The organism is Frondihabitans sp. PhB188, from assembly GCF_003752365.1.
GTDB lineage: Bacteria > Actinomycetota > Actinomycetes > Actinomycetales > Microbacteriaceae > Frondihabitans.
Genome location: NZ_RJUO01000005.1, coordinates 338,182 through 363,298 on the forward strand (window position 1 = coordinate 338,182; position 25,117 = coordinate 363,298).

The following is a 25,117-nucleotide window of genomic DNA, read 5'->3' on the forward strand; positions in this document are numbered from 1 at the left end:
ACACGACCGGAAAGGCGGCATAGGCGTGGGGACCTTGTTCTACGGCGACAACCGGTTCGCGATCGGGATCGACGACCGGGCGCTGGCGCACCTGCAGCTCGTCATCCTCGCCAAGCTCCGGCGAAATGAGTCGTTCTCGTTCACGTGGCAGAAGGGCGCCGACGGCGACGCCCCTCAGTCGACGATCTGGCTGCATCCCTCGATCCCGTTGAACTTCGACTACGAGAATCGGCTCATGCCGTCGATCAGTCGGGCCTGGATCGAGATCCTGACCGCGGCGGCGAACTCCAACCCCGGCCTGGCCCTCATTCCGGAGCCACAGGAATCGCAGCCGGATCACGTGATCTAGCGGCGGCGTCGGCTGGAGCGCCCGAGGTCGCCGGCAGGACAGGCCACTGATCACATCTCGAGAAGCTGGGCGTTGCGGGCCTCGATCGCCTCGGCGGTGTCGGGGAAGATCATGGGGAGGCCGAACTGCTCGGTCTCCGTCTGGATCTTCTCGGCGGTCGGCCGGAAGCTCCGCTCGTACTCCGCAAACGCGATCTCGATGTCTCCCCCGGCTGTGACGAACGCGTCGTGCAGGGCGGTCGCCCCCAGAATGGCGACGGAGCCGCCCATCCCGGCGGCGGGCGACGGGCAGTAGGCGGCGTCGCCGACGAGAGTGACTCGGCCGGACGACCACCCGGGCAGCCGGATCTGGCTCAGCTTGTCGAAGTAGAAGTTGTCGGCGCCGAGGGCCTTGTCGACGATGGCCTCGCTGAACGGCTCGCCGGCGTCGGCGAAGTGGTCGCGAATCAGCTGCTTCTGCTCGTCGACGTCGTGGTAGTCGTACGCGATCTCGTCGTCGGATTGGAAGACGAGGACGACGTCGGTCGTGGTGTCGTAGGAGTTCAGAAGCAGAGTGCGGCCAGGTGTGTTCTGGATCCTCGATGTCCAAGGGGCGATGAGCGCGCCGTCGACCACTGTCACGGACGTGTAGTGGTGCAGGAAGTGGCTGTACTCCGGTTCGGGGCCGAAGCGGAGGCCGCGGACACCCGAGTGGTTGCCGTCGCATCCGACCACGAGCGCGAAGTCGCGGACGGGACCGCCGCGGAACTCGGCTCGGACACCCTCAGACGTGTCGGTCAGGGCCGCGATGGACTCCCCGAAGAGGATCTCGGCAGTCTTCTCGACCTCCGCGAACAAGATGGCGAGGAGGTCGTCGCGGTGGATCTCGACGTCGTCGTGGCGGTGGATCTCGTAGTCGTCGACCACGATCGTGTCGGCCGTGGGCTCCGGCCCCATGCTCGCGATCGGGGTGCCGTCGACGTGGGCGAACTCGGTCGAGCGGGCGGGTAGCGCCCTCGCCCGGACCGCCGGAAGCAACCCGAGCCTGTCGAAGATCATCATGGCGTCGTTCCGCAGGTCGACGGGGGTGCCGCCCTTCCGGAGCCCTGCTGCCCTCTCGACGATGGTGACCCGGTACCCCAGGCGCTGCATCCAGATGGCCGTCGTCAGCCCGGCAAAGCTCGCGCCGGAGATCAGGACCTCCCCCGTCGTCTGCGTCTTCGTGTTGTTCATGAATCGTCCTCTCTCAGCCCGAGCAAATTGGTAGGGTAACCCCATCGATTTCACGCTAGCACGAAGGTGGAGTAACCCCAACCACTGTGGGAGAATGATCGGCGTGATCGAGGAGCCAGGGCGCCGAGAGCGGAAGAAGCGCGAGATGCGCGAGCGCGTGGCGGATGCCGCCGCTCGGCTCTTCGCGGAACACGGGTACGACGCCGTGTCCATGACGAGCGTCGCGGCCGCGGCCGGGGTCGCGGAGCAGACGGTGTACAACCACTTCCCCACCAAGCCCGATCTCGTCCTCGACATGGCCGACGACATGCTCGAGCGCTCCCGTCGCGCTGTCGCCGACCGGGATCCGTCTCTGACCCCCGCCGATGCGCTTCGCGACCTGGTGCACGCCGACATCGACCACTTCGCGACCGAGGATCCCCTCCTCGCTCGCGGAGAGTATCCGGCCCAGTCGATCGAGAGCGACGTTCTGCGGCGCTACGCCCTGCAGTTCCGCCATCGGCAGGGCGACGCGCTGGCGGAAGCCATACGGGACACCGACCCCGAGCTGAACCCCCTGGTCGCCCGGGCCCACGCAAGTGCTCTCATCACGGTCGTCCAGGCGATCACGGACAGGGTCGGAGCGGCGATCCTCTCGGGAGGTGACCTCGGCGTCGTGGCTCAGTCGCTCCACGACGACGCTGAGATGACGCTCCGCGACGCCGCCGCCAATTTTCGCGCCGCGAAGGCGAGAGCCGCCGGGAGCATCTAGCAGTCGCGCCGCTGCCGGACACACCGATCAGAGGACAGCTCCCTCGCCCGCCCGGGTTCGTCCATCTCGGCTGGGCGACCTGGTCCAGTCCCGGAACGGGTGCTCTGAGGTGCGTCTCGGGACGCTGAAGGTCTTCGAGACGTCTCAATCGCCGGGTCAGGGGCCTCGCAAGCCCTGAATTCGAGAGCCCCGCGCCGTCTCGAAAAGTCGTTCCCGCCGCAACGCTAGCTAGGCAGTCCTTTTGAGGGTTTCCAAGACAAAGCCGCCATTCCCGAATGGCGATCGAGTCTCCGAGACTTCACGCGTGAAACGTCGAACGGCTCTGCTCGAGTGCTTTCTGCCACCTTCGGGCTTCGACCCTTGTCATGATCACCAGGAAAACCACGAGGCCCGCAATGACGAGTGGCCACGGCCACCCGAGGTACAACGATTCCGAAAACAGGAACAAAACAAGCCCGACTAGGGAGGGCAGCACTGCTCGGTTGTTTATCCGCGCGTTGGCGATGAGATCCGGCACGATCTCGCGAGAATGCTCGGTTGGCGGGATGCGTCCGCGAAGGTGCCGGGCCAGGGAGCGACGCTCTTCGGGGAGTAGCGGCGAGAGAGGCCACTCGGCTCGTGGTGTCGGGATCTGCGGCAGGAGGCGGCCACCGCGTTTTGCCCGGGCATAGCCCACACTGCTCACAGCAAGCGCCGCGGCGAGGAGCAGGAACTGGCCGACCGCAGCAGCGCTCAGAGGCTCACTAAAGCGGGCCACGACGCCTAGGCCGCCAACGAGAACGATCAGAAGGAGAAGAGCCAGCTGGTTCGATATCACCCGCACGCGCGGCCCATGCTCCATCTGCTCCCGGACGCGCCGAGAAGCCTCAGCCCACCGGCGATCCTCGTCACTGGCCGCCGGCAGTGCATCGGAGATCGAACTCATGCTGCCCGTGTTCCGCCGATTGCTTGCGGGCTGCTCCCCCGCACTCTCATTCGGTCTCGCCTGAGTGGAGCTCGATGAAACGGCCAGCTCGGCGGTAAAGCACGACCAGTTGGATCGCGACGACGACGAACATCAAGGACACCGCGAGCTCGAGGAGCTTGATGAGGAGATCATTGGAGCCGACCGCGGTGGCGACAGCAAAGAGGACCAGCGCCGAGTAGATGGGTGCGATGCCGAGGGTGGCTCGCCGGTTCTGGCGTGCGATCGCCACAACAGTTCCTAGGTGTCCCTCGTCGGGCTGCTCTTTGCCGCTGATCTGCCGGCGGACGCTTTTCTTCTCCTTCCGATTGAGGGGGCTCGCAACAGCCCGCCACCTCGTGATGTAGTGGCCGGTGCGTTTAGCCCAGATGAAACCTAGGATGCCGATGAGTAAGCCGAGGGCAAGGAAGACGAACTGGGCGATGAGCTGCTGGAACTGCACGTCGGAGGACCCAGACGTGTCGTGGCCGGATCCGTGGGGAATGAAAATGAGCGCGATGACGAAGCCGACGATCCAGCTTCCACCGATGAGGGCAACGACCTGCAGAAGCGCCCGGGCGCGCCGCTTGTGAAGGCCGTAATCGGTAACGCCGTCCGCGAGTTTCGCGGCTGCAGCCCAGCGGGCGGCAGCATCGTTCTGGGTGGTAGTCAATGGGGGAACTCCGTCGTTCGGGTCAACAAGACTACTCGGAGCCTAACGACAGCCTGATCTTGCATAGAGATTCATTGGTGCGCTCTCCCAAGAAACGCGGGATGAGGACATCGATCTGAGCGTCAGCCTTCACCCAGCGGTCCTGCACACCCCTTCACACCTTCGAGGATCGACGGCGTCGCGCCGGGGACTTGTAGCCGAGAATCGTCCGGTCCGGCCGACCCAACCCGATCCCGATGTCGATAGCCGGCACCCAGACGAAGAAGGAGGCTCGGGGGCGCCAAGGCGCCACCGAACCTCCTCTCGGCATCAACGCGTTGCTGCGCGCATCGACTCAGGCGGTGAGCCATTCCAGAATGTCGGCGTTGATGGTGTCCATCTCGGTGGTCGGCATACCGTGCGGGAAGCCGGGGTAGGCCTTGAGGGTGCCGTTCTGCACCAGCTCTGCCGAGAGTGGGCCTGCGTCGGCGAAGGGGACGATCTAGTCGTCCTCGCCGTGCATGACCAGCGTCGGCACGCTGATCTTTTTCAGGTCTTCGGTGAAGTCGGTCTGCGAGAACGCCACAATACCGTCGTAGTGGGCCTTGGCGCCGCCCATCATTCCCTGCCGCCACCAGTTCTGGATGACCGGCTCCGATGGCTCGACGCCGTCGCGGTTGTACCCGTAGAACGGACCGGCGGGCAGGTCGCGGTAGAAGATCGACCGGTTCGCGGCCAGTGCCGCCTGCAACCCGTCGAACACGCTCTTCGGCAAGCCACCCGGGTTGGTCTCGGTCTGGACCATGAGCGGCGGGACAGCCGATATCAGAATCGCCCGAGCGACCCGCGCCTCCCCGTAGACCCCGATGTAGTGCGCCACCTCGCCGCCACCGGTCGAGTGGCCTACGTGGATCGCGTCGTGGAGATCGAGGTGCTCGGTCAGTGCTGCGAGGTCGGCCGCGTAGTGGTCCATGTCGTGGCCTTCGGACGTCTGAGTCGATCGTCCATGACCTCGCCGATCGTGGGCGATAACGCGATAGCCCTTGCTCAGGAAGAACAGCATCTGTCCGTCCCAGTCATCGGCCGACAGAGGCCAGCCATGGCTGAAGACGATGGGCTGCCCGGTGCCCCAGTCCTTGTAGAAGATCTCGGTTCCGTCAGAAGTCGTAATCGTGCTCATCGAAGCTCCCAGCTCACAAAGCGATTCACAACGGCGAGCAGATACCCGCCAGCCACATTCTGGCGGCACCGAAGACACGACTGAGAAGAGTTAACGCGACGTTCTCACACGCACCGCCCTCGCGGGCTCTCGTGAACTCGATCGTCGTGCCTCTGACCGCCGAGACACCGTGAAAAAGGGCCCTCCGCCTGGGGTGACCCAGGCCAGAGGGCCTTACGTGTAGCGGGAGCGGGACTCGAACCCGCGACACCACGATTATCGGCGGAGACTCTCGATAGCCCCGGAATCACGGGCACTTTTGCCTGGTTTAGGAGGGCATTCGTCGAGATTGCGATGCCTTGGCGACCCGTGGCATACCTCCCGGATCCCGAAGCTAGAGCGTAGTTCTGCGCGTAGTTAGCGCGCGGGGCTTGACACGAGTTCGAGCAGCACGAGCTTTTCGCCAGAGTTCCGCAGAACCCAGCAATGCCGTGAGCAAAGCAATTGCGACGAGCAATGCCAGCCCCGTTGTCCCAGATCGGCCGATGCAGCATTCGTGGCCCTGCGATTTCGTTTGCCAAAGCACAGGGCGGGCCTATGGCCTCCGACAGAAAGAAAAGAGACCCATACGAAGCACCTCTTAAAACTGGCTCGAATTGGACCGAAGGGCCGGGCCGGACAGGCTGCCCCCAGAAGGCGTGCAATGCAGCTGAATCAAACCAAAGTTGCGAAAGCCGCTTGACCCTACGAGGCGGCCGAATTACTTTCACACTTTTCCATGGATCTGGGCGTCCATCGCGCGACACTCAGCGCTCGTCTCGCGGCAGGCGGCGTGCAGACTCGAAACAAGGGCATGGACAAACAAGTCATTGACGAAGCTCGGCGGCGATACGAACCCGGCGAATCACTGGCTCGTATCGGTGAAGTCCTTGACGTCTCGGCTCGCACGATCCACCCCTACCTACTCGAGCGGGGCCTAAGGAGGCGTTCTACGACCGGGCGCGAGAGACCACGGCAGCAGCCCAACGTTAGCGGCAACAACTCAGGAGCCCCGGCGCTCCAACCCAACAGCCACCGCCAGATCTTCAGGACGAGGCTCGTCGCGACCGTTAGACGCCTGACTCTCTTCAAAATCCATACGTGGAACTTCTGAAAGAGCAGACCTATATGACCGCAGTGAATATTCCCAGTGGTGAGCATGATCATGACAGGCGGCGCTCACCGGCCAAGCGCAAGCGTGTTCGTTGGGGTGCACGCGGCCTCGAAGCCAGCGGCACCTGCAGACAGCGAAGCCGGATGGCTGGATTTAAAGACTCGTAGTCGTCGACGCGCCATTCGTCAAGCCATTCGATGACGGGACGATCACAGTCCAATCGGATCGGGAGCCACACGGAGTCAGCGACAGATGTATCGGTCCCAGGCAGGTCATCGGTTTCATCTTCCTCACCGCTCGCAACTGGGTACGTCGGACTATTTGTGTAACTAGTTCGTCGCGACATCCGACGCTTCGGGGCAGCGCCGTCCAAAGCCAACTACGACCGCCTTAGTTCGCGAGCGACGTCGAGCATCGCTGACGTGTCCGTCACGTCCGTATAGGACGACTTATTAATCTCTGGGTCGTGCCCGAAGTAGGCGGCTCGTGTGACGACGTCGATCTTGCCCTTGAAGATCGTGTTCAGCGTCGCTCGCCATACGTGTGTCCGGAGGACGGCGAACTCGGGGATCCCCAGCTCCGTGCTGAATTCTAGATAGAGGGGCGTCGTCTGCTTTTTGGAGTTGCTGGCATCCCACTCCTTTGATGAATCGGTAGGAGCTCCGATCACGAAGTTCTTGGGCTTGCTCGCGTCGTACCGCTTGGCGACGCGCATGGCTACGCGATCATCGAGGATGGGCACCTTGCGCGACTTGTGTGTCTTTGACACGCTGGCTCGCACGGTCACGTACACGGTGCCGTCTTTTGTAATCTCGACGTCGTTCCAAGTGAGCGCGTTCGCTTCGGAGACCCTGAGGCCGGTGGTGGCCTGCAGCAAGGTGATCTCGATCGCGTTGCGACGACGGGCGATCCTGTCCTCGATCGTGAAGCGGCTCCTTTTTGGCTGGACAACTCCGGCCGACGGATCGAGCTCAAGCAAGTAAGCGAGGACCCGCTGGTGCTCGTTCTTCGTAAGCGCCTTGCGTTGCGGCTCGCTTACCATCGTCGAATCCGTGCCGGTGCGCCTCATCGAGATCGAGACTCCTTTGAGAGGGTTGCCGACCACCAGCTCTTCCCGATTGAGCTGTTGGATAACGTACTTTGACAGCACTGTCCGGGCTCGTGTTCCGCAACTAGGTCCGTGGAGCTCAGCGATCTCACGGATGCATGCCTCGAGGAACCGAAGGCGTGTTCCCGTTGCGATCGGAAAATCTCCAAGGGCTGCCGCGTGCTTGTGGTCGCCGCACTCGCCAAGGATTTGGCTCACAGCCGTTCGATATGACGCTCTACTCCTCGGGCGGAGAGGTTCATTCTCCACGGCAGGCCGGGAAAAAGCATTAATAAAGTCGACCATTTTCGACGTCGTCTTCCACTCACTCCCGCCCGTGGTGAGGAGTTCCTTGGCCGTGGCCCGAGCCCGTCGACGCGCATCAGCTTTGCTGCTTCCCTGGGATCGCCGACGCAGCAGCCTGCCGTCGTGCAGACGGATCGACCAATCCAACATGTAGATGCCATCGTTGTTGCGTTCCGTGGGCTCGGAACGTTCGATCGAGTCCTTGCCAGGCTCAAGGCGGGTCGTCGCTGCGCGCTTCGTGCCCTTCTTGGGCTGACTGGTGCGCGGCGACTTCCCGTCCTTCTTGACTGCGCCCATCAGGCGGCGTCCACAACGTGCTCAGAGAGGAAGGACTCAAGGTCGACAACCCGGTAGATCAGCCGAGAGCCAGTTTTCCCGAGCCTGACGTAACGGGGGCCCTCGCCGAGCACGCGCCAGTTGGCGAGTGTCTTGCGGGTGACGCCGATGTATGCGGCGGCCGCGTCGGTCTGAAGACCGATAGGCGATAGGGACACTGGTGCCGGCGTTGTCGGAGTGTGTGCGGAAATGGGCATGGTCGTACCTCGAAAGTTCGTGACTTTCGAGGGACCGGGTCCACCGAACCTATTACCGGTTGCTGGGGCGGTCGTGCACGGAAGGTGCGTGTCCACTCGTCGAGATCAACCGGCTTGCCGTCCGGTTGGCTCTGACCCTTGCATTTTCGGGCTGCCTCGAAGGTAACACGATATCCCGGGCCGGCCCGGAACTTTTGTGACGGGTGCTGTGGGAACCCGAGGCCACGTCACCTGCGCCGAGATTGCTGATGATCCTGCGAGCGACAGGACTGGTCGAGAGAGGTCGCGTGGCCCCCGTTCTGGGCATAGTCGGTCACGAACGGTCATGCGTATCATCGACCGCTCACAAAGAGATTGCCCCCGAAGACAGCAACAAGGGGGCACGGGTCGCCGTCGATCCACACATCGGACAGCACGTCGTGCAGAACCGGGGTACAGCCTGAGATGGCTGACCGGGGGTCCCTTGCCATCGCCACCGCGACGCAAGGAATACCCATGCCCAAAACCGATCCCTCTGTGCCTTTCGAACTCGACAGGCTCCGCGCCTATTCGTTCGCCGAGGTCGCCGACCGTCTCGGCGTCAGCCTCAAGACCGTGCGCCGAATGGTCGACTCCGGAGACCTCAAAGCCTTCCGCCCCCATACGTCCGGTCGCACGATCCGCATCAGCGAGACCGCGCTCCGCAACTTATTCGACGCCACCAACTGATGCGCGCCCCGTGCACTCAGCAGCGGCCGCATACCGGTTCGCACGACTTCGAGCCGGGATTTGAGACCGAACTCGCGCCGACGCACCCCCGTGAGCCCTGTGTCGCGGGACTGTGCGCGGTCGCACGCCCATCCCTACTCCGTTCAGCAGGAATCGGCTTCTGCCCGGCGCCGTAAGACTAACCAACATCATCGTCACCTCTACCACCTCAATAAGGAGCACCATCGCATGACGTCAGTATTCGACGCGGCACTCGCCGCCGCGGACAAACAGCACAAAGCGCGGATCAAGAGCATCCGCGACAAGCAGAAGAAGGAGCAGGCCACGCTCGACCAACGAATTGTCGAGCTCCTGCGCGAATACGACCCCGTCACGTACGAAAAATATGCGGCCCGGGCCCGCTCGCTGATGGACGCGGAAACGAGCGCGAGGTCCGCGCGTGCCCGCTCCGGAAAAGTGGCAACTCGCTCGCAGAGGACCGCGCCGTCCAGCGGCGCAGCAACACCTGCGACCTCGCGAAACGAGACGACAGCCGACTGGACCGTCGCCGCCTCAACACCCGATCCGTTTGCGTTGCCGATGCCCGATGTCGACTCCCAGCCGGACGCCTGGGCGATCCCGACTGTCGCAACACAGAACACTGCAGCTCCCGCTGACACTTCGGAGGCTGCGTTCGCTGAAAGGCCGGCGACTTCTCCCGGTCAGACCCCACCACGGATCGGCGACCCCAACCCGTTCGACATGCCCGGCGTAACGCGCGGCACTTCGACCGGGTCCATCTTCGATCAGGCGTTCAACCAGTGAACGGGTTCATCTTGACTCCGGTGGCCAACCATGAGCACCTGCAAGGTACCCCGCATACCAATTTTGGCGAAGGCAGCAGGCACGCCGCCGAGCGTCATGAATCCTGTCTGGACGGGCTTCCGCCTGCTTCGCGTGTCGGACAGAACGTCTGCTTGCGTCAACCGGATCCAGACACTTCGGATACTCGAGGAAAGGAGCAGTCGTCGTGAGCGGGAAGGCGACGCGGCAGAGCGCTCCCCCGTCGCGGCCGAGGAAGCTCGACATGCGACTCACGCTCCAGGAGTATTCGTTGCTCGAACGTACCGCTCACCGTCGCGGTCTCACGGTTTCGGCATTCACGCGCGCTGTTGCGGTCGACGTCGCAAACACATATGAAGGCCGGCCTCCTTCACACGAGACGGTTCCCGTGGCGGCTGTGCCGCCACTCACCGATGGGCACATCAATGCCATTTCCGCACTGCGGGTCGAGGTGATGCGGGCTGGCATCGAAGTGCGTGAGGTAGCCCGTCGTGCGAGCGCGGACGGTGTTGATCTAAATGGCCTCGGTGCTGCGATTGATGCTCTCTCTGCGTCAACGTGCGAGGTGGTCAGGCTGCTGGGCGGGCGGTCGCACCCGTGAGCGTGACCGACGTCAAGCCGGACTACGACCTGAAGCGCAGCACCGAGTACCTCGTGCTGGGCACGGATGCGAAGCGGAAGAAGCACCTCGCCGGGGGCACAAATCGTCTCGTTCCCGGCTTCTACTGCGACGCGCCCGACGTGGCGTCGTTCGTCGCACTTGGTGACGACCTGGCACGGCGTCACAGCCGGAAGGTCAAAGCGCAGAGCTACGTGCTGTCGTTTTCACCACAGGAGCTTTCCGTCGATAGCGACGCCGACCTGCACCGAGTCGGCGACGTGGCGTTCCTCCTCGCGAAGAAGATGCACCCGCATTCCCCCTGTCTCGTCGTCGTCCACGCCGACGGCAAGGGGCGTGCACCCCATGCGCACGTCAAGGTTCTTAATCACAACACGGTCACCGGCAAGGCACTAGCCGACTATAGGACGCATTGGCAGGTCAAGCAGGCCAACGACGAGCTGATGCGCGAAGTCGGTCATGACATCCTCGACGTCCACCGGAAGTACACGGCACCGGAGTGGTCCAGGCAGCGTTCCAGGCTGACGCCGTTTGAGGTCGAGCTCGGTGACCGCGTCGCGGCGGCTCGTGACGATGCTTTGCGTAAATATGCCAACAGCCTCGAGGCCAGTCAAGAAAGCTTTTTGGGCTCATTTCGCGCTGCGTGCGAGCGACTTGGTGTGCGCCTGGAAGTGCAAGAACACAGGATCAGCCACGGCGGCCGTGATATTCGAACGGCGGGGTCGTCCGTCCAGGGGTTCATCTTCGCGATGCGGGACGAGTCGATGCCGGTGCCGCGCCTCAAGCGGCGCAAGGCATCGTTCCTGTCGGAGGACTTCACACACGAGGCGCTGGTGCAGTCGCTCGAGCAGATGCGACGCCAGCCGTCACCCGAAGCTGCTCGACCGGGCCGGCCCCGCCAGGTGTCCGGCGACGACGACAAGCTTGATCTTGCTGACGCCACGACGCACGCTGTGCCGGCTACTGCCGGTATCCGGGGCAGCGCGTTCCTGGAGGCGCCTGCTGAGCTTTCGTTTGCAAAGCGAATGAGGTCCGCCCTCGACGAGGCCGATCAGATAGCGCACGACCGGAGCGCCGAGTCGATCGAGGAGTACTTGTCGTCGAAGAGTGCACGGGCAGAGGCGACCGAATCATCAACGGCGCCATCAGCAGCGGCGCGTGACGAAGCGGGAGTCTCGCAGGGGGAGGACAGCGACTCACCTCAGGATCTCGTCTCCGTCTTCGATGCGGCCTCCTGGCCGACTCGCCTGGACGGTGCCGCGGCAGCGAGTGGACCCGACCTCGACGAGAATGCGGCCGACACGGCTTCTGCCCTTGCCGTCGACCGACTGCTCGCGGACAGCCACCTGGTCAATCCGCGCGTCGCCAGCGACGCTGCGGAGCCGATCGCCAAAGAGAATCAGGCGGCTGTGGCGGCTGTGGCGGCTGAGCGCGATCGTCGGCGACGCTTGGCCAGGATCCGGGCGGAAGTGGACGTCGATGACTCTGATCGCGACACCGGGCGCGATGGCCCGTCATTGGCCTAGCATTGCGGCCGTGGGCCGGGCTCGAATTTAGCGCCCGGTCCTAGTCCCTCCTGGCACTGGCGCGGAGACGCAGGTCACGGTAGCCGGAAGGCGCCGGCCTGACAAGCGAGTCGCAGGGCCTCCTCGAAGCGATCGGTTCTGAGGGTTTGGGCGGGAGTGAGCCCGTCGAGGTCGGCGTCGGGAGCGTTAAGCCACAGTGCGTCGCCCCACCTGCATTCGGGTGCCGGGGTCAGGTAGTTGAGCGCTTTCGATATGTGTGGCAGCGGGCTGCCGTCGGAACCGAATTGAAAGGCGGGATAGACATCCGCGCCGTCTTTCGTGACCAGTCGAAGCACTTCTCGCCTCCGCACGAGCGCCTCCAGACCGTCGGCATCGATCCTCAGGAGCCGAAGAACGCTGGCAGTGTCGTGGAACGGGCCAACGTACGCGTCCCAAGTGCTCAGGTTATCGTCGGTCAAGTCGTTTCCTCATCGAGCGATGGGCCTCAGCGACGAGGGCGGGTCGCTGCGAATGAGGCTGCTCGACACGGGCGAAACTTCTGGCGGAGGCGTGCGGGAAAGCATTGACTTCTGCCGGGCGTCTTCTGCGCAGAAGACGAACTGGAGCTGTATTGCCAACCGACGGATTCAATCCTCGAAACCACGTTTGCATGGTCGTCGACCCGCATCTCGTGCCGAGCGTCGTCCGTTGTCGTGGGAGCGTCAGAGTTGCGCGTCTCCGTGTGTCCAGAGTCTGATTTAGCCCTAGACCCAACCCGTGACGATGCCAGAGGCACAAATCCCGGCCACGTGGGCGACGAGTCTGGCGCCGAGTTGCTGCAAGAGATGATCGGGGAGGAGGGTGGCGGGCAGCGCACCATGTCGTCGCCGAGCGCCTGCGTCGGGGCATGCCTCGCTCATGAGACTCACGGGGTGCCGGGGCCACCAATGGACCTGACAGCGTCACTCACGACACCGCCTCAGGACTTGCCATAGCGCGTAATATTCCCCCGTCGGGCATCTCGGCGTCTAAGAGAGGGGTGCGGGTGGTCTTTAAAGCCATTTGGCTTGAGGACGCTGTCGATCTGAGCGCACGCCCTGGTCAGCGCGACGACGAGGCGCCCGGCAATCGAAAACATGTCGCGAGAATAGCCCGCCATGCACCAGGACGGAAGCTCCAGGTGAGATGTCGCCAGAGCGCCCCGGGTAGAATACTGCCCGAGGATCTTCGCTCTGAGGGATACAAAAGACGGCGTTCTTCCTCGTTTACGAGCATAAGCGAACGGCTTGATTGACGACGTGATCGTCAACTCTTAACCCCAGATCAGAAGCGATATTTCTCAGTCGAACTTTCGTTCTTGAGATAATTTGACGGGAGGCCCGAACACCGTCAGACTGCCTTGTCATGACCGAACAGGACGCTACCCTGGAAAGTATTTCAGCCTCTCGCGCACGCCCCCGAGACGAAGCCGTAAGCCGCCTTGCCGACGCCCTAGAGCGGCTCGACGCCGACAGGCGCTGGCTGATCGAATCATCGACTGAGAAGGTGCTGATTCGTCAGCGCGATTGATGCTGAGCGACGACCTGTCCGATCCGAGGAGCGGACCGTGGCGCGCAGGGCGCAGCGCCGACTACGTGGCAGCCGTATACGACACGGCGCAGCGAGTCAACGACATGCATGCGCTCTTCGGCGGCGAGGGATCTACGACCTGGAATCAATTGACGCCACGCGAACAGCACAACCGTGCCGACTGGGTCGAACTCCACCTGAGCCTCCACCAGCAACTCCTCGCGGAACGCACAAATGGCACGGCCGGAGGCCGCCATGAGTGACAGTCCAGTAGGCACGCCGATATGGTGGCGCCAGCAGTCCAGCCCGGCACCAGCAGAATGGGTGACCGCGTTTGACGAGCTCACTGAAGGCGAGAACGGTCACGAGTGGGCGATCTCTGCCGCAATCTTCGTCGCCGGATTCAGCAAGCGACGCCACGAGGGCCCGACCTTTAACGAGCTGTTCCGCTACCTCCTCGACGACCACTCAGGACTGCCCGCTCGAATCCCTGCAGGTATGCGCAGCCGCGACCGGGCGGATCTTAAAAAAGCGTTCCGGCACCACGTCGCACTCGCCTGGCGACGGACCGGAATGATCTCCTGGGCCACAGGCGAGTATCGGAGCCTGCACGTCGGACCTGCATTCCGCAAGAGGTCCCGTATGCGACGATCCTCGCCTCATTCTGAAACGAAAGTCGTCTCCGATGCCTGACCTGTCCAGCGACGACTGTCAGCCATGGCGGGTCGAGCACACGACGCCGCTGCCCACATCCTGGACGCGTGTTGTCGAAGAACTCACGCATCTTCACAGCGTCCGAGACTGGGGCAACGCGGCCGACGCCTTCGGCAAACACTATCGGCAGCTGCGCTCAGGCGTTGCGACGTTCCGGGTAAGTCTTCAGGCCCTTGTTCGAAACACGAGGGGCCTCGCTGAAGAGTTTCCATGCAAGTTAGGCTCCGACGAGAGAACGCAGGCCACGGCGGGGTTCGGCATCCACGTTGCTGACGTTTGGCGGGCCGTGGGAACGAACCGGTGGCGCGAATGCCACGCCTACACCTTACGGACAGGGCCGCTATTCCACTCTCAATCGGCAGCAAAGAGGGCTGCCATTCATGCCCCCGTGGTCAGAGCAGAAGCTCCGGCATGAGTTTCTACGTCACCGATCGACAAGACATGCCCACGTTACAGGCGGTCATTCGTTGGAGTGCCCCGAGTCTCTGGACCGCACACCGCGCCGGCGATGTCGTCATGCGCCAAAGAATTGTCTTGGGACCCGATTACCAGAACATAAGCTTTCTCCACCCAGCGGATCAGGGATTCCCGCTCGCGGTCGAGTGCGTCTTCGGCGCCCGGAACGGACGCGAACAAGAAGTCGAGATGCGCCTCTGGGCGCAACTCGACCTCGGCATCCTGGCAGCGGTAGGCACACGAGTCGTCCTCCTCCGCAGGAACTCCGCGACAGCAGAAGGAAAAGTCGTCTGATCGCTCAACGTCGACCAGACGACCATCTCCGGTGAGTCGGAATCCGAATCGAACTATCGGTGACCCTCACGGCGACCTCTACTGGATACGAGGCGAATAACGCGTCGGAGCGCATCGGCAAAACATAGCTCCTATGCGAGGTGAGCATCTATTGTGCGTGTGAGGCCGAAGGATGCGCGACAGCCTGCATCGTCATAGAACGCTCCGGGCACCCATTGAGTAGGTCCTCAGGCGATCCGTCATGTTCATAAATTGCGGCGGTCCGTTCGGCTCGGAGCTCGCGTGTCAGCGTTCTTGGAACCCGCAGATAGCCTCTCGAGCCTGTCCAGCGGCGCGGATCCCGGTCAGGCTCACCCGACGAGGGCGAAGGACGCTGCGGCAGAGAGCAGCTGGCCACCGACGTCGGCGGGTCCCTGTTCGCGGAGGATCCTCGCCGGCGCCGTGTAGTCGAGGGCCGGGTTCATGCCCTGGAACCAAGACTGCGTCGTCGCGGCGGAGTACCGCTCGCGGAGCATGCCGGCGATCTGGTAGGCCGTCCGAAGGCGCAGCTCGTCGACCTGGCCAGGCGAGCTCGTGCCCGCGGCCCAGCCGGACACAGGGCGAGTCGAGCCGACATTGCCGAGGTAGGCGACGAGCTTTACACCTAGCATCTCGCGCAGGCGGGCGACGAGCTCGGGGAATGGCAGGCCGACCGACTCTTCGTAGGCTCGGAGTCCCGGCCGCTGTGCGGATGTCGCTGTTCTCATCGTGCTCATGACTCATCGTAGACACAGGCATTCAAAACACCAGCTCGAGAGCCTGCATAATCGCACGTCAAAACGCACAATGCGACGCAGAGGTGCGTGCATACATTCAGCGGACGGCGCGGATGATCATGCCGTGTGGTGTGATCTACGGCGGCTTGTAGGCGCCCTGGCGCTCAGGGCGGCCAGTGCCCGTCCGGGAGAAAACTCCGCTGGCCACCATGCTGGGACCCACGAGCGCAGAGACTATTCCTGACCAGGCAGCCAGACGCCGCTGCCGAGCGCGGTGTATTTCGTTTGGCCGTCCTCGCGGATCCAGCCGGCGACCTGGTAGCCACGCTCGATCGTGCCCCGACGGCGAGGACGAGCGGGTGTTTCTGGGCCCTGACCTCGGCGCCGACCGCCCGTAGCGCCGATCCGCCTGCTCCTGCTCCTCGATAGAGGTCTCGCCACAGATACGCCCGTCGGGCTGCTTCCACCCGCGGTCACGGTGCCAGATCGTCGGCACCCAGCGCGTCACGGGACGGTCGAACGGCGGGTAAAGCATCTGTCAAGCGAAGCCGTCGGCGGGAGACTTCAGCGCGTCGAGTGGCCACTCGCTGATGAGGCGCAGCTGGCGGCCGAGGGCGGCCGGGGTTTGAGCAGAGGCCTCGGAGGTGATCTTGCTCACGCGGGGCTGCGCTACTCCGGCCGCCGTAGCGATAAGCGACTGCGAGATGCTGGCTGCCGCGACGTTGCGCCGGGCGTCCTCGACCAGCTGTTGCCCTCTGCCGCGAGGCCGCGTAGTTCGTGTTGGAACCGCGCGGCCGTGAAGACATCTGCCAGAGGGTGCGGCCGCGAAGACATCTGCCAGAGGGTTCTGAACGGCCTGGTCGTCGGCACTTGCACTCATAGGCGGGATGGCACCATCACGCCGCTAGCGCATAACCTAGGTGACCGATAATTTACGTATATATATTAACAATACGCAGTTGATACAAGACCTTTTCTCGTTTCGCCGAACGACCTCGAGGAATAGAGATCCGTGTAGGGGGTTTTAGGCTGTAGCGGGCTCCAGATGCGGGCAAGTATTTCGATGTGAGTAGTCGTCGCTAGAGAGACAACCGCCGCGAGACCCGTCCGAGAAGCACCGGATCGTCCGTCGCGATGACGACGATTGCGCCGGCGCGTACAGCTCCCTCGAGCGCCGCCCAGACGATGTCGACCGAGGCGGCGTCGAGCTCGCTGGTCGGCTCGTGGAGCAGGAGGAGCGGCGGCATCCCGACGAGCGCCCGCGTTAGGGCGACGCGCTGCTGCTGACCTCTCGAGAGCTGCTCCACGAGGTTGTGCCACGACGCCCGAAGCAGCGCGAGCTACCCGAGGAGGTCCTCGATCGGCTCGGCCAGAGATTCCGAGCGTCGTGGGGTCGGCCATCCGCCGCGCCCGAGCACCCGCACGGCGACATTCTCGACCGGTGTCAGACCGCCGACGAGCTTGTGCTGCTGGGTCAACACGTTGGTCAGGTGCATCGCCGGCACCTGGTCGGTGTGGCGTGTGGCGAGGTGTTCGGCAACGTCACCACCGATGTCACCGCCGGAGACCACGTAGCGGGCGTACCCGAGTTCGTCCATCGTTTCGGTGACGGCGTCTGCCATGGCGGCGGTGGTCATACCTGTCTCGGTCAGGGGTGCTGCGAATGGGAAGCCCGGGAGGGCTGGCACGACGACGTTCACATCAGACAGGAGCGGTAGCACACGTTCGAAGCGCAACACCGAGTCCGCCACCCGTGCAGCAACACCACTATCGGCGCCCCTGAATCCGCAGCCGGCTGGTGCAGCACGTTGAGAGAGCCTGCTGTCGTCCAGAGCAAGTTGTGAATTCGAGCTTCGTGCGAGCGCCAGTCCTAGGCGTCGCGCCAATGCGTAATGAGTTTCCGCAACGCGTCAGTGTCAACACCCCGGCTCCATCCGGTCCCGGATGGAAGCTGAGGTCCCCGAGCGGGTGATCGACGTGATCATTTGTACGCTGATCAGCCTGCCGGTGTCGACAGCGCCGGTCCAGTGGTTCAACGTCAACAGTGCGACGCCGTCCCGACACAGCACCGCCTGCCGACGCTGCTGCCGCCGCAGCCGCATGACTGTGGTTTGCCCAAACGAGCGCGGGAATAGTGAAGGGGCCCCCGACAAGCGCCGAGAGCCCCTTCACGTGTTGCTCCGTGTCAGGTGATGGGAACGTGCCATTGCTGGGTGGACAGCCCGTTGCAGTCGTAGATTTGCAGTTGGGTGCCGTCGGTGGTGATGGCTTGTGGGTCGTCGAGGCATCGTCCGGAGACGGGGTTGTAGATGGTCCCGTCAGGGCGGGCCTGCCACTGTTGTCCGCTGATGGCGGTGCAGTTCGCCAGTTCCACTTTGGAGGAGTTGGCGGTGGCGTTGCCGACGATGCTCAAGCACTTGTCGAACGCACGGAACGTACCGTCGGTTTCGAGGGACCACTGCTGCCCGGTGGCGATGCCGCAGGCGTAATGCTGAACGGCGTTGCCCGCCCGGGAGGTGTTGGTGTTCACGTCAACGCATTTTCCCGTTGTTCCGGGCCCGGTGATCTACCCGGTGAAGTTGGGGAGGTTGGCGGTGGCGAAGTCGGTTTCGCATTTGCCGGTGGCGACATGGACGCCGGCCATCATGAAGAAGCTTGCCTCGGATGTCGCCCCCAGCAAGGGTGAACTGTAGCCGGCGCATGCGGTCTCACCTGCGTCGTATCCACCTGTGGTGTCCGTCGTGACCGCGGTCGTGATCTCTTTCCAGGCACCGACGCCGAGGTTTTTGTTGATGAACAGCACGTGCCCGGATTCGGGAAGAACGGTCAGGGCGCCGTCGTTGCCGGATACGACGCGCGGGCCGGAGACGATGAGGGTGCCGTTGGGGCCTCCTGCCGGGGACCAGGTGAGGTACGGGGTGTGCAGGAGGAAGCGGCTGTCGGACGTTTGAATTTTCGTTCCAAGGCTGGAGGCGTTCCATGACTCAGCGTTCGTGGACGTTTTGTTGTAGACGTCGCAAGCCTGGTCGGGGTCGAAGCCGTCCTTGCAGTCCTCATAGGACATGGCGTAGGTGCCGTTGGGAAGGTTCCACGACGTTGGCCATGCCGGGGCGTTGGACGTTGTCTTGGACGGCGACGTCATACACTTCGCTACCCCAGGCGGCCCCGCCATCAGTGGAGGACACGTGGGCAAGGACCTGATTGTAGTTATTGGAGGAGGGCCGCTCGTCGGAGAAGTAACACACCAGGTGCCCGTTGGCGGCGGCGTCGAATTCGGGTTCCCAGATGCCGTGCTTGATGGTGTTGGGCTGCCCGGATTCGCTGGTGCAGGAGCTGCGGTAGGTCCAGGTGACGCCCTGGTGGGTGGAGACGTACACCTCGATGGCCTGCTGGGTGTAGTCGCTGTGATTCCACGCCGTTCCTGCGGCCAGCAAGGTTCCGGCCGGAAGGTTGCCTTCGGCTTGGGGAAGCTCATACAGGGTGGGCCCATCGAGGTCTCACCCGTGCACGGTGTCGGTGACGGTGCCGATCGGTGACGCCGTTCAGGTGGCTCCATTGTTGGTGGAGCGGTAGATCGGGAAGTTCGCCTTCGTCACGCCGGTGCCGGAGTGGGAGAAAGTAGATAGTTTGGTCCCGTTGACGGTACCGCTGTGCTGCAAGCGAATGACCCGCGGGTAGCTGGCATCTTCGGTAGAGCCGGAAGCAGTACTCGGGCGGTAGAGGGTTCCGCTGAAAGTCGTGGCGGCCTGCACGGAGGTGTGTGCCCCGAATGGTCCGAGAGAGCCGAGCGTGCCGGCACGGTGAAGGCGGTGTTCCGTTTCCTCGGTGGTCAGGAACGGATCATGCGCTCAATTCCGAACCCAGAACGGCCGCGCTCGCTTCTGCGAAAAAGTCGGCATAACAGGGTCCATTGTCACCTTGATGAGAGAGGCGGGACCGTTCCTGCGGAGACTCCGCCACACTCACCCGGTCAATCCGTTCCCGCGGGAAGGAGCTGCGACCATACCGTTTCGGGTAAGGGTGGATGCGTACCGGTGTGGCGCCGGGAGCGCGGAGATAGCTGCTCATACGGCGTTTGCGTCGATCAGATCGTTCAACTCGGCCACGCTGAGAGGCTGCGTGTCTGCGGAAGCGAACTCGGGGCTCACGCGATCACCTCTAGCCACGCAAGAGCTGCGACCATGATCACAGTCGAGGCTGACAGCGTCGACACTGCGACAACCCACAGCGTGTGTTCCCGATGTACCTGGCGGACTTCGGAAAAGGGCGAGGACACTTTTTCGGCACGCGAAAGCGTCATGAGTTCAACTCGTTTCTGGCCCCTGCGAGCCTGAGATCAAACGGTGGAGCAAACGGTTCCGCCGTGAATCGGGACCAGGTCATCGCCGTGAATCGAAGACTTGTTCTCATTATGAGCCAGGAGGCTAGAAAATCTAACGATGTCTGGAAGGTGGTCGTTTTGCGGATGCCAGCCCCGCGGTCGTGACCCGGTCAAACGGAGACGAGGCCGTAAGCGGCAGAGGACGCGGACGTAGGTGCAAGACTTCCGTGACGGATTCAAGAGGCGCCAAGCACCCAGTCGTGGAACCAGGTCCCGTGAGGCACACGAACGAGAACCCACAAGGCAAGCGTCGGCACACTCGTGACAGTGGGCGTCCACGCCTCGAACACCGCCTACAACGACGCCGCGGAGCTCAGCGACCCGGTCATCGTCCGCAAAAAATGGCTCCCCCACCCTGCAAGACCCCGGCCTTCCTGGCCCGGCTTCGCCGGGACCAGGCGGCGCGCGGGCCTTGCGACTTAACACCGTCACGGCTCAACCAGTTCCGGGGAGCTAAGCCGGAGACGGCTGGCTCCCCGCGACCAAGTGGCTCCCCATAACCGAACGACAGCCCAACTATGGGTTGCAGGGTCGCGTCCTGTGTCACGCGCAGTGTCCGCTTCCGCCGGTTCGTGTCCGGTCTTGCAACGATGGGGCATGCGCCCGAACCAGCGACGAGACCGCACCCGTGACCGCACATCCCCACAACGCGGTGACACCGGGCAAGCGGCCTCCCCAGCGCTCCCCGCACCCGCAGTGCGGACCCTCGTGATGCAGGCGGACCCGTTCCGGGTCCAGCAAGCCGACTTCACCCTTTGTGCTGTTGCCGGGTGCCCAGCGATCGCGCTCCCGGAGGACTGGGAAATCATCAACCTCGACACCGGCGACGAGCTACCCGTGCGCCTCTGCGACGAACACCAACTCGCCTGCCTCCGCTCCTGAACCCCGACAGCTCAAAGTGCGGCGGCGGGCACTACTGGTAGCCGCGTGCCACGCAATAACAGCAAGCTGCGTTTCCTGCGCCGCCTCGGTGTCTGTGGCTGTCCGAAAATTCGACGCCACTGTCGAGGCGAAGAGCCCGAATGACGGTAGGACATACGATCTGTAGGTGCGTAGAGAACAGCGGGCGGCTGAAGTTTTGGCGAGCCCACGGGGGCGCTACTTTTGCAACGCCATCACCGAGTGGACCATGACAAAGGAGTCCGGTGACCAGGCGGCCGCATGGAACCGCATCAACCTCGACGTAATCCGTGACATCACTGACGCAGCCGCGTTTCTTGGGCCCATGGGCGACACGATGGACAGCGCCAGCTACTGGGGTGAACACCACGGCAACGCAGATCTGCGTACGGAACACGAACGACGCGGTCTCACCCGAGTCATCGAAGCTGTTCTTGCCAGCCCGGCGATGGACTGGTGGTCGATGCCTTTCGAACCGTTGTCACAGTTCCTTGTGGCTGATGAGCATGCCTGGTGCGAATTTGAGGCACCGCCACGACGGGTGCTGCCGACCGGCTGGCGCAATGGCGATCGCAAGTCGACCGTGCCAACAAGACCGGCGTCCCGAAGAAAAATGCTGCGCAGGAAGCGGGTGGGGAATGGTGGTCCACTCCCCTGTTTCAGTCGGTGATAAGCACGCGGCCGCTCGGGGAGCTGCCTGCACTCCAGATCGACATCACCGAGGACAGGTTTAGTACGAGAACCTCTCGGATCTTCCACATCATGCCCACCCCCACGCCGCGAGTTCGCGAGATCGACGGGCCCGACGACTGGGTCGATCTCGACGAGACCTACCCTTTCGATATCATCGGGCAAAAGCAGGGAACCTGGTGGCAGACGACGCGGATCGACGACTCCTGGTTCATCCCGGACTGGGCCGCCGTTGCTACCGACTTTGACGTCATCCACCTCACCGGAATGGGCTACCTCACCACCGCCGGCCGGCCCTTGGCCGTGGAAGGGGGCCACACACTCATGGCCGGCTTCAGCCCGGACGAATCCTTCTGGCTCACCGACTCGTTCCACTTCCCGGAACCCGGAATCGACTGGGAACCCATACCGTCGGGGAAAATAGCCGCCCCTGGGCTTAACCAGAGAGCACTTTTCCCTGGCTCACCGGTCGCAGCCTTCGACCGCCATGGTGCGTGCATCCCCTGCCCGTGAAGCTTCATGCAACAACATCGGTATCCCTGGAGGGAACCGGGCCGAAGCAATCTGCCCAGTGCCCCCGCTTCCCTTCCCTGGGGAGCGCGAGGGGCCAGCCCCTCGCCCCGACCGGGTCACCGGCCGGGGCTTACCCATCACCGCTGGGCAGTGAGGCGAATCAGCTCGAGGTCGACCTGCACGTCGTCGGCGTCGCCTTCCCAAAACAGGTCAGGGACCGCGGAGCGGATCTTCTCGACGTCAACGCCGATTGCCCGGTCTGGAAATGACACCGTGACGGTGATGCTGTGCACGGGGGCTGATTCGTCGACGTCTCCCCCGGTGTCCTCCCCGAGGCTGTATTGGTACTCCCATTCCAGGCCGACGACAGGGAGACTCTGACCGGGCAGGGCTTGCGTTGCCTGGTGTCGGTCCTCGCCGGGGTGCGGTGCGCGGGTGCACATCCAGTGGGTGCCGTCGACGTCGTACGTCGACGCCGTGCAGGTGGTCTCCGTTGGGCTGAGGTCGAGGGCGGGCGCTTCGGGGTCGATGGCCTGGCCGAGGGTGTCGGAGCGGCTGTAAGTGATGATCATGGGTTGTTCCTTTCTGGGGTGGGAGGGGCGGCCGCTTCGCCGCCCCTCCCTGTGCTGGTGTGTTAGGCGGCGTCTTCGGCGTCGGACGTTTCCTCGTTCTCGGGGGTGAGGATTCCGGCGATCTGGTGCGCAGTGCGGAGCACCCGGGCGGGGGTGGATTTAGTCAGGTCGGTATCTTCGTCCGACCACCCGGCGATGTAGCCGACGCTGTAGGCACTGGTGTCGAATCCGACGCCCCGCAATGAGGTTGCCGACCGGCTCGGCATTCCCACCCGCAACGTCAAGAAAGCCTCCACGTCGAGGAAGACTGCCGAATTATCGACCATGCCGGCGCCGTCGTCAGACAGTGCCGAAGTGATGGCTAGCGAGCACAGCGAGGTGCCCAGCCCGGCATGACTGTCAGGTGGGTCGAGCCGGTGCGGATTTAGAACAGTCGTGGGTGAGAGAACTCGACGCCGAGAAGCGCGGCGCTGATCAGCTCTGGGTGCCATCCGTGGTCGAGGATCACGGCGCGGAGATCGAGGGAGCGTTGCACGCGCACCGGGCGAGGGAGTACCCCTAGCCGGAGCGTGTACCGGTTCCGGTAGCGGCCGCGCTGGAACCGGTCGAGCATGTTCTCCGGATGCGTTCCCGGAACCACATGCGACGGCTGAAGGTCGGCGTCCGCGTGCACGCAGATGGGGATGTCACACGAGTGCAACAACGGCGTCGATGCTGCAAGCACTTGTCCGGTGGCGAGCTCAATCGCATACCGTTGCGGCCGCACCGACTGCTGGCCGGCATCCCGTTTGACCCAGAAGCGGCCGTAACCGTCGTCAGAGATCGCACCGGTCCAAAACCAGCCATCATCTGGTTCTGGCCCTTTCACGACCAACGATCAGAACCGGTCCATTCTTGTGCGGGTCACCGGTCGAAGCCCTCGCCGGCCATCTCCGTCGTCCACACCAGAAGACCCCACCGCTCCTCGAGACCCTGGCTCGTGTCGCCAGCTGTCCGCGTCAACGCCATGTGCTCACCCGGGCCCTCGTGATCCGACAGGGCACACCGGTAGGCCACATCCTCAAGGAGGAAGAAGGAGGCGCATCGGGTCACGGGTTCACCGTACGACGACGACAGCCTCACACCTGCCGCCACACCCGAAAGACGTATGACCCGCCGGCTTCGCCTGGCGACCGCCCACCATTTCCACCGTAGTCACCGTGCACGTCGCCACAGGAGCACAATTTCGCGAGCGGTGCCGGCCTTGGTCGATAGGGAGGTAGCTGCGGGGAAGCGGAGCCGTTTACGCGCAGCTGTCTAGCGCCGAGGTGCAGCTCCGGCGGTGGGGGTGGTGCTGGTATCGACCCGGGCGGTGAGGGCGACTTTAGTTCTACAGCTTGACATCAACGACTCTCACCATCGCGCCTCTCCCCAAGGGACACGTAACCACTACGTGGGCGGAACGCGCCGAAGCTGCCTTCGTTTCGAAAGGCTAAGAATTCGAGTCGCAGACTAGAGGAGGGCTTTGTCAGGCGCGACCCCTAAAAGGCAGAGAGGGACCAAAGGGTTTAGCTGGCGCCGTGGGGTGAGGCGGTCGAAACGCTGAAAGTGGTCGGGTACCCAGGGAGCTCGCACAGGTAGTACACCTTCGTCTTTTGCGGTGTTGTGATGGTCCAGTCAAAAGCGGCAACGCCCTGGTTCGTCTTGGTCGCCTTCACCGCCTCGGAGAAAGGGCCAAGGGTGCCTGCTTTGTGAGTGGCTGCATACGCCGCACATGCGTTGTACGCCTGCTTTTTTGATGCCAGAGCCGGCGCCGTCGTGGGCGAAGTTGCGGGCGTGGTTGTTGCTGCGGGCGTCGAAGTCGGCGTCCCGGTCTTGTGGGTCTGCGGGGAGGACACTTTTGCTGGTGCTGCGGAGCTCTGCGACGGGCTCTGGCTGATCGCTGGAGTGGCGTCTGACATTGAGGAGCAGCCTGCAAGGGCGATCACTAGGGTGATGCCAACGACGGACGTTCGGAAAAGGGTGGGGATCATGATTGCTCTCCTTGATGGGGTTCGGCGGGGGCTGTTCTTGCGGGGATAACCGACAAATAAGTTTTCCCACGGGCTAAGCGGCGAACCAGGCTGATCTAGCTGTCGAATGAGTCCGCTGGAAGGCCCCTACAAAGGAGTGTCTCTAGAAGCCCAGATCTAACAAACTGTTTTCTCGATTACTTCGGCGCTCGGCGACCCAGGACAGCCGCAGAACGCTCGGAGGCGAAGACCAGCAAAGATGTCAAGGCTATGGCCCAAGTTCCTCCAACCCTCCGGCTGCGGGATCGAAAGTCACCCTGGCGAGACATAGTCGGGCGAGACGTTAGTGGGTGTCGTAGATGTCGCGGCGGTGGCCAAGGGTGACGACAACAACAAGGAGGACGTCGTCCTGGATTGTGAAGATGATGCGGAAGTTCCCCACTCGCACCCGAAGCCCTGGCCGACCCTGCAAGGCTTTAGCGCC

30 protein-coding genes and 1 pseudogene are annotated in these 25,117 nt (G+C 63.4%); 12 read left to right on the top strand and 19 right to left on the bottom strand.

All coding sequences use genetic code 11. From position 1 onward, the window contains the following. Positions 1–25: 25 nt before the first annotated feature. The gene (locus tag EDF46_RS16510; RefSeq protein ID WP_123507481.1) at positions 26–349 is read left to right on the top strand and encodes a hypothetical protein; all 324 of its coding nucleotides are present in this window, start codon (positions 26–28) and stop codon (positions 347–349) included. Positions 350–399: 50 nt separating this feature from the next. Here EDF46_RS16510 and EDF46_RS16515 read toward each other — a convergent pair whose 3' ends face one another. Beyond that, positions 400–1,560, bottom strand: coding sequence for an FAD-dependent monooxygenase (locus tag EDF46_RS16515; RefSeq protein WP_123507483.1), 1,161 nt, complete (start codon positions 1,558–1,560; stop codon positions 400–402). A gap of 103 nt (positions 1,561–1,663) precedes the next feature. Between EDF46_RS16515 and EDF46_RS16520 the strand changes: the two genes are divergently transcribed. Continuing rightward, entirely contained in the window at positions 1,664–2,311 is a 648-nt protein-coding gene (locus tag EDF46_RS16520) for a TetR/AcrR family transcriptional regulator (protein WP_158614283.1), read from the top strand. Positions 2,312–2,609: 298 nt separating this feature from the next. Here the strand turns inward: EDF46_RS16520 and EDF46_RS16525 are convergent, their stop codons facing one another. From EDF46_RS16525 to EDF46_RS16535, 3 genes and pseudogenes are all read right to left on the bottom strand, one after another. Next, positions 2,610–3,236: a hypothetical protein gene (locus EDF46_RS16525; protein ID WP_123507487.1), complete on the bottom strand. Its 627-nt coding sequence runs from the start codon at positions 3,234–3,236 to the stop codon at positions 2,610–2,612. A gap of 46 nt (positions 3,237–3,282) precedes the next feature. Next, entirely contained in the window at positions 3,283–3,927 is a 645-nt protein-coding gene (locus EDF46_RS16530) for a hypothetical protein (RefSeq protein WP_123507489.1), read from the bottom strand. Positions 3,928–4,261: 334 nt separating this feature from the next. Beyond that, positions 4,262–5,086: pseudogene (locus EDF46_RS16535) on the bottom strand (alpha/beta fold hydrolase). Positions 5,087–6,205: 1,119 nt separating this feature from the next. Here EDF46_RS16535 and EDF46_RS18055 point away from each other — a divergent pair. Then, positions 6,206–6,385 (top strand): hypothetical protein, encoded by a 180-nt coding sequence (locus EDF46_RS18055; protein ID WP_148061247.1) that lies wholly within the window; start codon positions 6,206–6,208, stop codon positions 6,383–6,385. 212 nt (positions 6,386–6,597) lie between these two features. Here EDF46_RS18055 and EDF46_RS16545 read toward each other — a convergent pair whose 3' ends face one another. Both EDF46_RS16545 and EDF46_RS18410 read right to left on the bottom strand, forming a co-directional pair. After that, complete coding sequence (locus tag EDF46_RS16545) at positions 6,598–7,908, bottom strand: site-specific integrase (RefSeq protein WP_123507493.1); 1,311 nt, start codon at positions 7,906–7,908, stop codon at positions 6,598–6,600. Next, entirely contained in the window at positions 7,908–8,144 is a 237-nt protein-coding gene (locus EDF46_RS18410) for an AlpA family transcriptional regulator (RefSeq protein ID WP_158614284.1), read from the bottom strand. Before EDF46_RS18410 ends, EDF46_RS16545 begins: the two co-directional genes overlap by 1 nt. A gap of 495 nt (positions 8,145–8,639) precedes the next feature. Here EDF46_RS18410 and EDF46_RS16555 point away from each other — a divergent pair, with 495 nt between their 5' ends. From EDF46_RS16555 to EDF46_RS16565, 4 genes are all read left to right on the top strand, one after another. Further along, positions 8,640–8,852, top strand: a complete 213-nt coding sequence (locus tag EDF46_RS16555; RefSeq protein WP_158614285.1) for a helix-turn-helix domain-containing protein — start codon at positions 8,640–8,642, stop codon at positions 8,850–8,852. A 228-nt stretch (positions 8,853–9,080) separates the two neighbouring features. Next, positions 9,081–9,656: a hypothetical protein gene (locus tag EDF46_RS16560; RefSeq protein WP_123507498.1), complete on the top strand. Its 576-nt coding sequence runs from the start codon at positions 9,081–9,083 to the stop codon at positions 9,654–9,656. Between the two features lie 262 nt (positions 9,657–9,918). Next, on the top strand, positions 9,919–10,275 hold the full coding sequence (locus EDF46_RS18060) for a hypothetical protein (RefSeq protein WP_148061248.1): 357 nt from the start codon (positions 9,919–9,921) through the stop codon (positions 10,273–10,275). A 2-nt stretch (positions 10,276–10,277) separates the two neighbouring features. Next, complete coding sequence (locus tag EDF46_RS16565) at positions 10,278–11,819, top strand: hypothetical protein (protein WP_148061249.1); 1,542 nt, start codon at positions 10,278–10,280, stop codon at positions 11,817–11,819. A gap of 74 nt (positions 11,820–11,893) precedes the next feature. On the opposite strand, the gene EDF46_RS16570 is transcribed toward EDF46_RS16565, so the two are convergent. Beyond that, positions 11,894–12,277 (bottom strand): hypothetical protein, encoded by a 384-nt coding sequence (locus EDF46_RS16570; protein WP_123507502.1) that lies wholly within the window; start codon positions 12,275–12,277, stop codon positions 11,894–11,896. Between the two features lie 925 nt (positions 12,278–13,202). Here EDF46_RS16570 and EDF46_RS18415 point away from each other — a divergent pair. From EDF46_RS18415 to EDF46_RS18075, 3 genes are all read left to right on the top strand, one after another. After that, on the top strand, positions 13,203–13,367 hold the full coding sequence (locus tag EDF46_RS18415) for a hypothetical protein (RefSeq protein WP_158614286.1): 165 nt from the start codon (positions 13,203–13,205) through the stop codon (positions 13,365–13,367). 324 nt (positions 13,368–13,691) lie between these two features. Beyond that, positions 13,692–14,060, top strand: a complete 369-nt coding sequence (locus tag EDF46_RS18070; RefSeq protein WP_148061251.1) for a hypothetical protein — start codon at positions 13,692–13,694, stop codon at positions 14,058–14,060. 432 nt (positions 14,061–14,492) lie between these two features. Next, positions 14,493–14,831 carry a hypothetical protein gene (locus EDF46_RS18075; RefSeq protein ID WP_148061252.1) on the top strand — a complete coding sequence of 113 codons (339 nt, stop codon included), beginning with the start codon at positions 14,493–14,495 and terminating at the stop codon, positions 14,829–14,831. A 350-nt stretch (positions 14,832–15,181) separates the two neighbouring features. On the opposite strand, the gene EDF46_RS16575 is transcribed toward EDF46_RS18075, so the two are convergent. The 7 genes from EDF46_RS16575 to EDF46_RS18420 all read right to left on the bottom strand — a co-directional run bounded on the left by EDF46_RS16575 (position 15,182) and on the right by EDF46_RS18420 (position 19,886). After that, positions 15,182–15,586: a hypothetical protein gene (locus EDF46_RS16575; protein WP_199738306.1), complete on the bottom strand. Its 405-nt coding sequence runs from the start codon at positions 15,584–15,586 to the stop codon at positions 15,182–15,184. A 1,079-nt stretch (positions 15,587–16,665) separates the two neighbouring features. After that, positions 16,666–16,893 (bottom strand): ATP-binding cassette domain-containing protein, encoded by a 228-nt coding sequence (locus EDF46_RS18895; protein WP_304999889.1) that lies wholly within the window; start codon positions 16,891–16,893, stop codon positions 16,666–16,668. A 33-nt stretch (positions 16,894–16,926) separates the two neighbouring features. Then, entirely contained in the window at positions 16,927–17,337 is a 411-nt protein-coding gene (locus tag EDF46_RS18585) for an alpha/beta fold hydrolase (RefSeq protein ID WP_370454128.1), read from the bottom strand. A gap of 434 nt (positions 17,338–17,771) precedes the next feature. Continuing rightward, positions 17,772–18,116: a ricin-type beta-trefoil lectin domain protein gene (locus tag EDF46_RS18590; RefSeq protein WP_199738308.1), complete on the bottom strand. Its 345-nt coding sequence runs from the start codon at positions 18,114–18,116 to the stop codon at positions 17,772–17,774. A gap of 36 nt (positions 18,117–18,152) precedes the next feature. Beyond that, a complete protein-coding gene (locus EDF46_RS18595) occupies positions 18,153–18,650 on the bottom strand; it encodes a hypothetical protein (protein WP_199738309.1) in 498 nt (165 codons plus the stop codon). Beyond that, positions 18,640–18,963 (bottom strand): sialidase family protein, encoded by a 324-nt coding sequence (locus tag EDF46_RS18600; RefSeq protein WP_199738310.1) that lies wholly within the window; start codon positions 18,961–18,963, stop codon positions 18,640–18,642. The genes EDF46_RS18595 and EDF46_RS18600 overlap by 11 nt, the downstream gene beginning before the upstream one ends. A gap of 767 nt (positions 18,964–19,730) precedes the next feature. Then, positions 19,731–19,886, bottom strand: coding sequence for a hypothetical protein (locus EDF46_RS18420; protein WP_158614287.1), 156 nt, complete (start codon positions 19,884–19,886; stop codon positions 19,731–19,733). Positions 19,887–21,015: 1,129 nt separating this feature from the next. Between EDF46_RS18420 and EDF46_RS18080 the strand changes: the two genes are divergently transcribed. Then, on the top strand, positions 21,016–21,537 hold the full coding sequence (locus EDF46_RS18080; RefSeq protein ID WP_158614288.1) for a hypothetical protein: 522 nt from the start codon (positions 21,016–21,018) through the stop codon (positions 21,535–21,537). A gap of 92 nt (positions 21,538–21,629) precedes the next feature. Continuing rightward, positions 21,630–22,070, top strand: a complete 441-nt coding sequence (locus tag EDF46_RS16600) for a hypothetical protein (RefSeq protein ID WP_148061254.1) — start codon at positions 21,630–21,632, stop codon at positions 22,068–22,070. A 137-nt stretch (positions 22,071–22,207) separates the two neighbouring features. On the opposite strand, the gene EDF46_RS16605 is transcribed toward EDF46_RS16600, so the two are convergent. From EDF46_RS16605 to EDF46_RS16630, 5 genes are all read right to left on the bottom strand, one after another. Continuing rightward, positions 22,208–22,642 carry a hypothetical protein gene (locus tag EDF46_RS16605; RefSeq protein ID WP_123507510.1) on the bottom strand — a complete coding sequence of 145 codons (435 nt, stop codon included), beginning with the start codon at positions 22,640–22,642 and terminating at the stop codon, positions 22,208–22,210. 62 nt (positions 22,643–22,704) lie between these two features. Next, entirely contained in the window at positions 22,705–22,968 is a 264-nt protein-coding gene (locus EDF46_RS16610; protein ID WP_123507512.1) for a hypothetical protein, read from the bottom strand. 98 nt (positions 22,969–23,066) lie between these two features. Then, a complete protein-coding gene (locus tag EDF46_RS16615; RefSeq protein WP_233580081.1) occupies positions 23,067–23,510 on the bottom strand; it encodes a hypothetical protein in 444 nt (147 codons plus the stop codon). 35 nt (positions 23,511–23,545) lie between these two features. Then, the gene (locus EDF46_RS16620) at positions 23,546–23,734 is read right to left on the bottom strand and encodes a hypothetical protein (RefSeq protein WP_148061255.1); all 189 of its coding nucleotides are present in this window, start codon (positions 23,732–23,734) and stop codon (positions 23,546–23,548) included. Positions 23,735–24,976: 1,242 nt separating this feature from the next. Further along, positions 24,977–25,105 carry a type II toxin-antitoxin system RelE/ParE family toxin gene (locus tag EDF46_RS16630; RefSeq protein WP_255410981.1) on the bottom strand — a complete coding sequence of 43 codons (129 nt, stop codon included), beginning with the start codon at positions 25,103–25,105 and terminating at the stop codon, positions 24,977–24,979. Positions 25,106–25,117 lie beyond the last annotated feature (12 nt).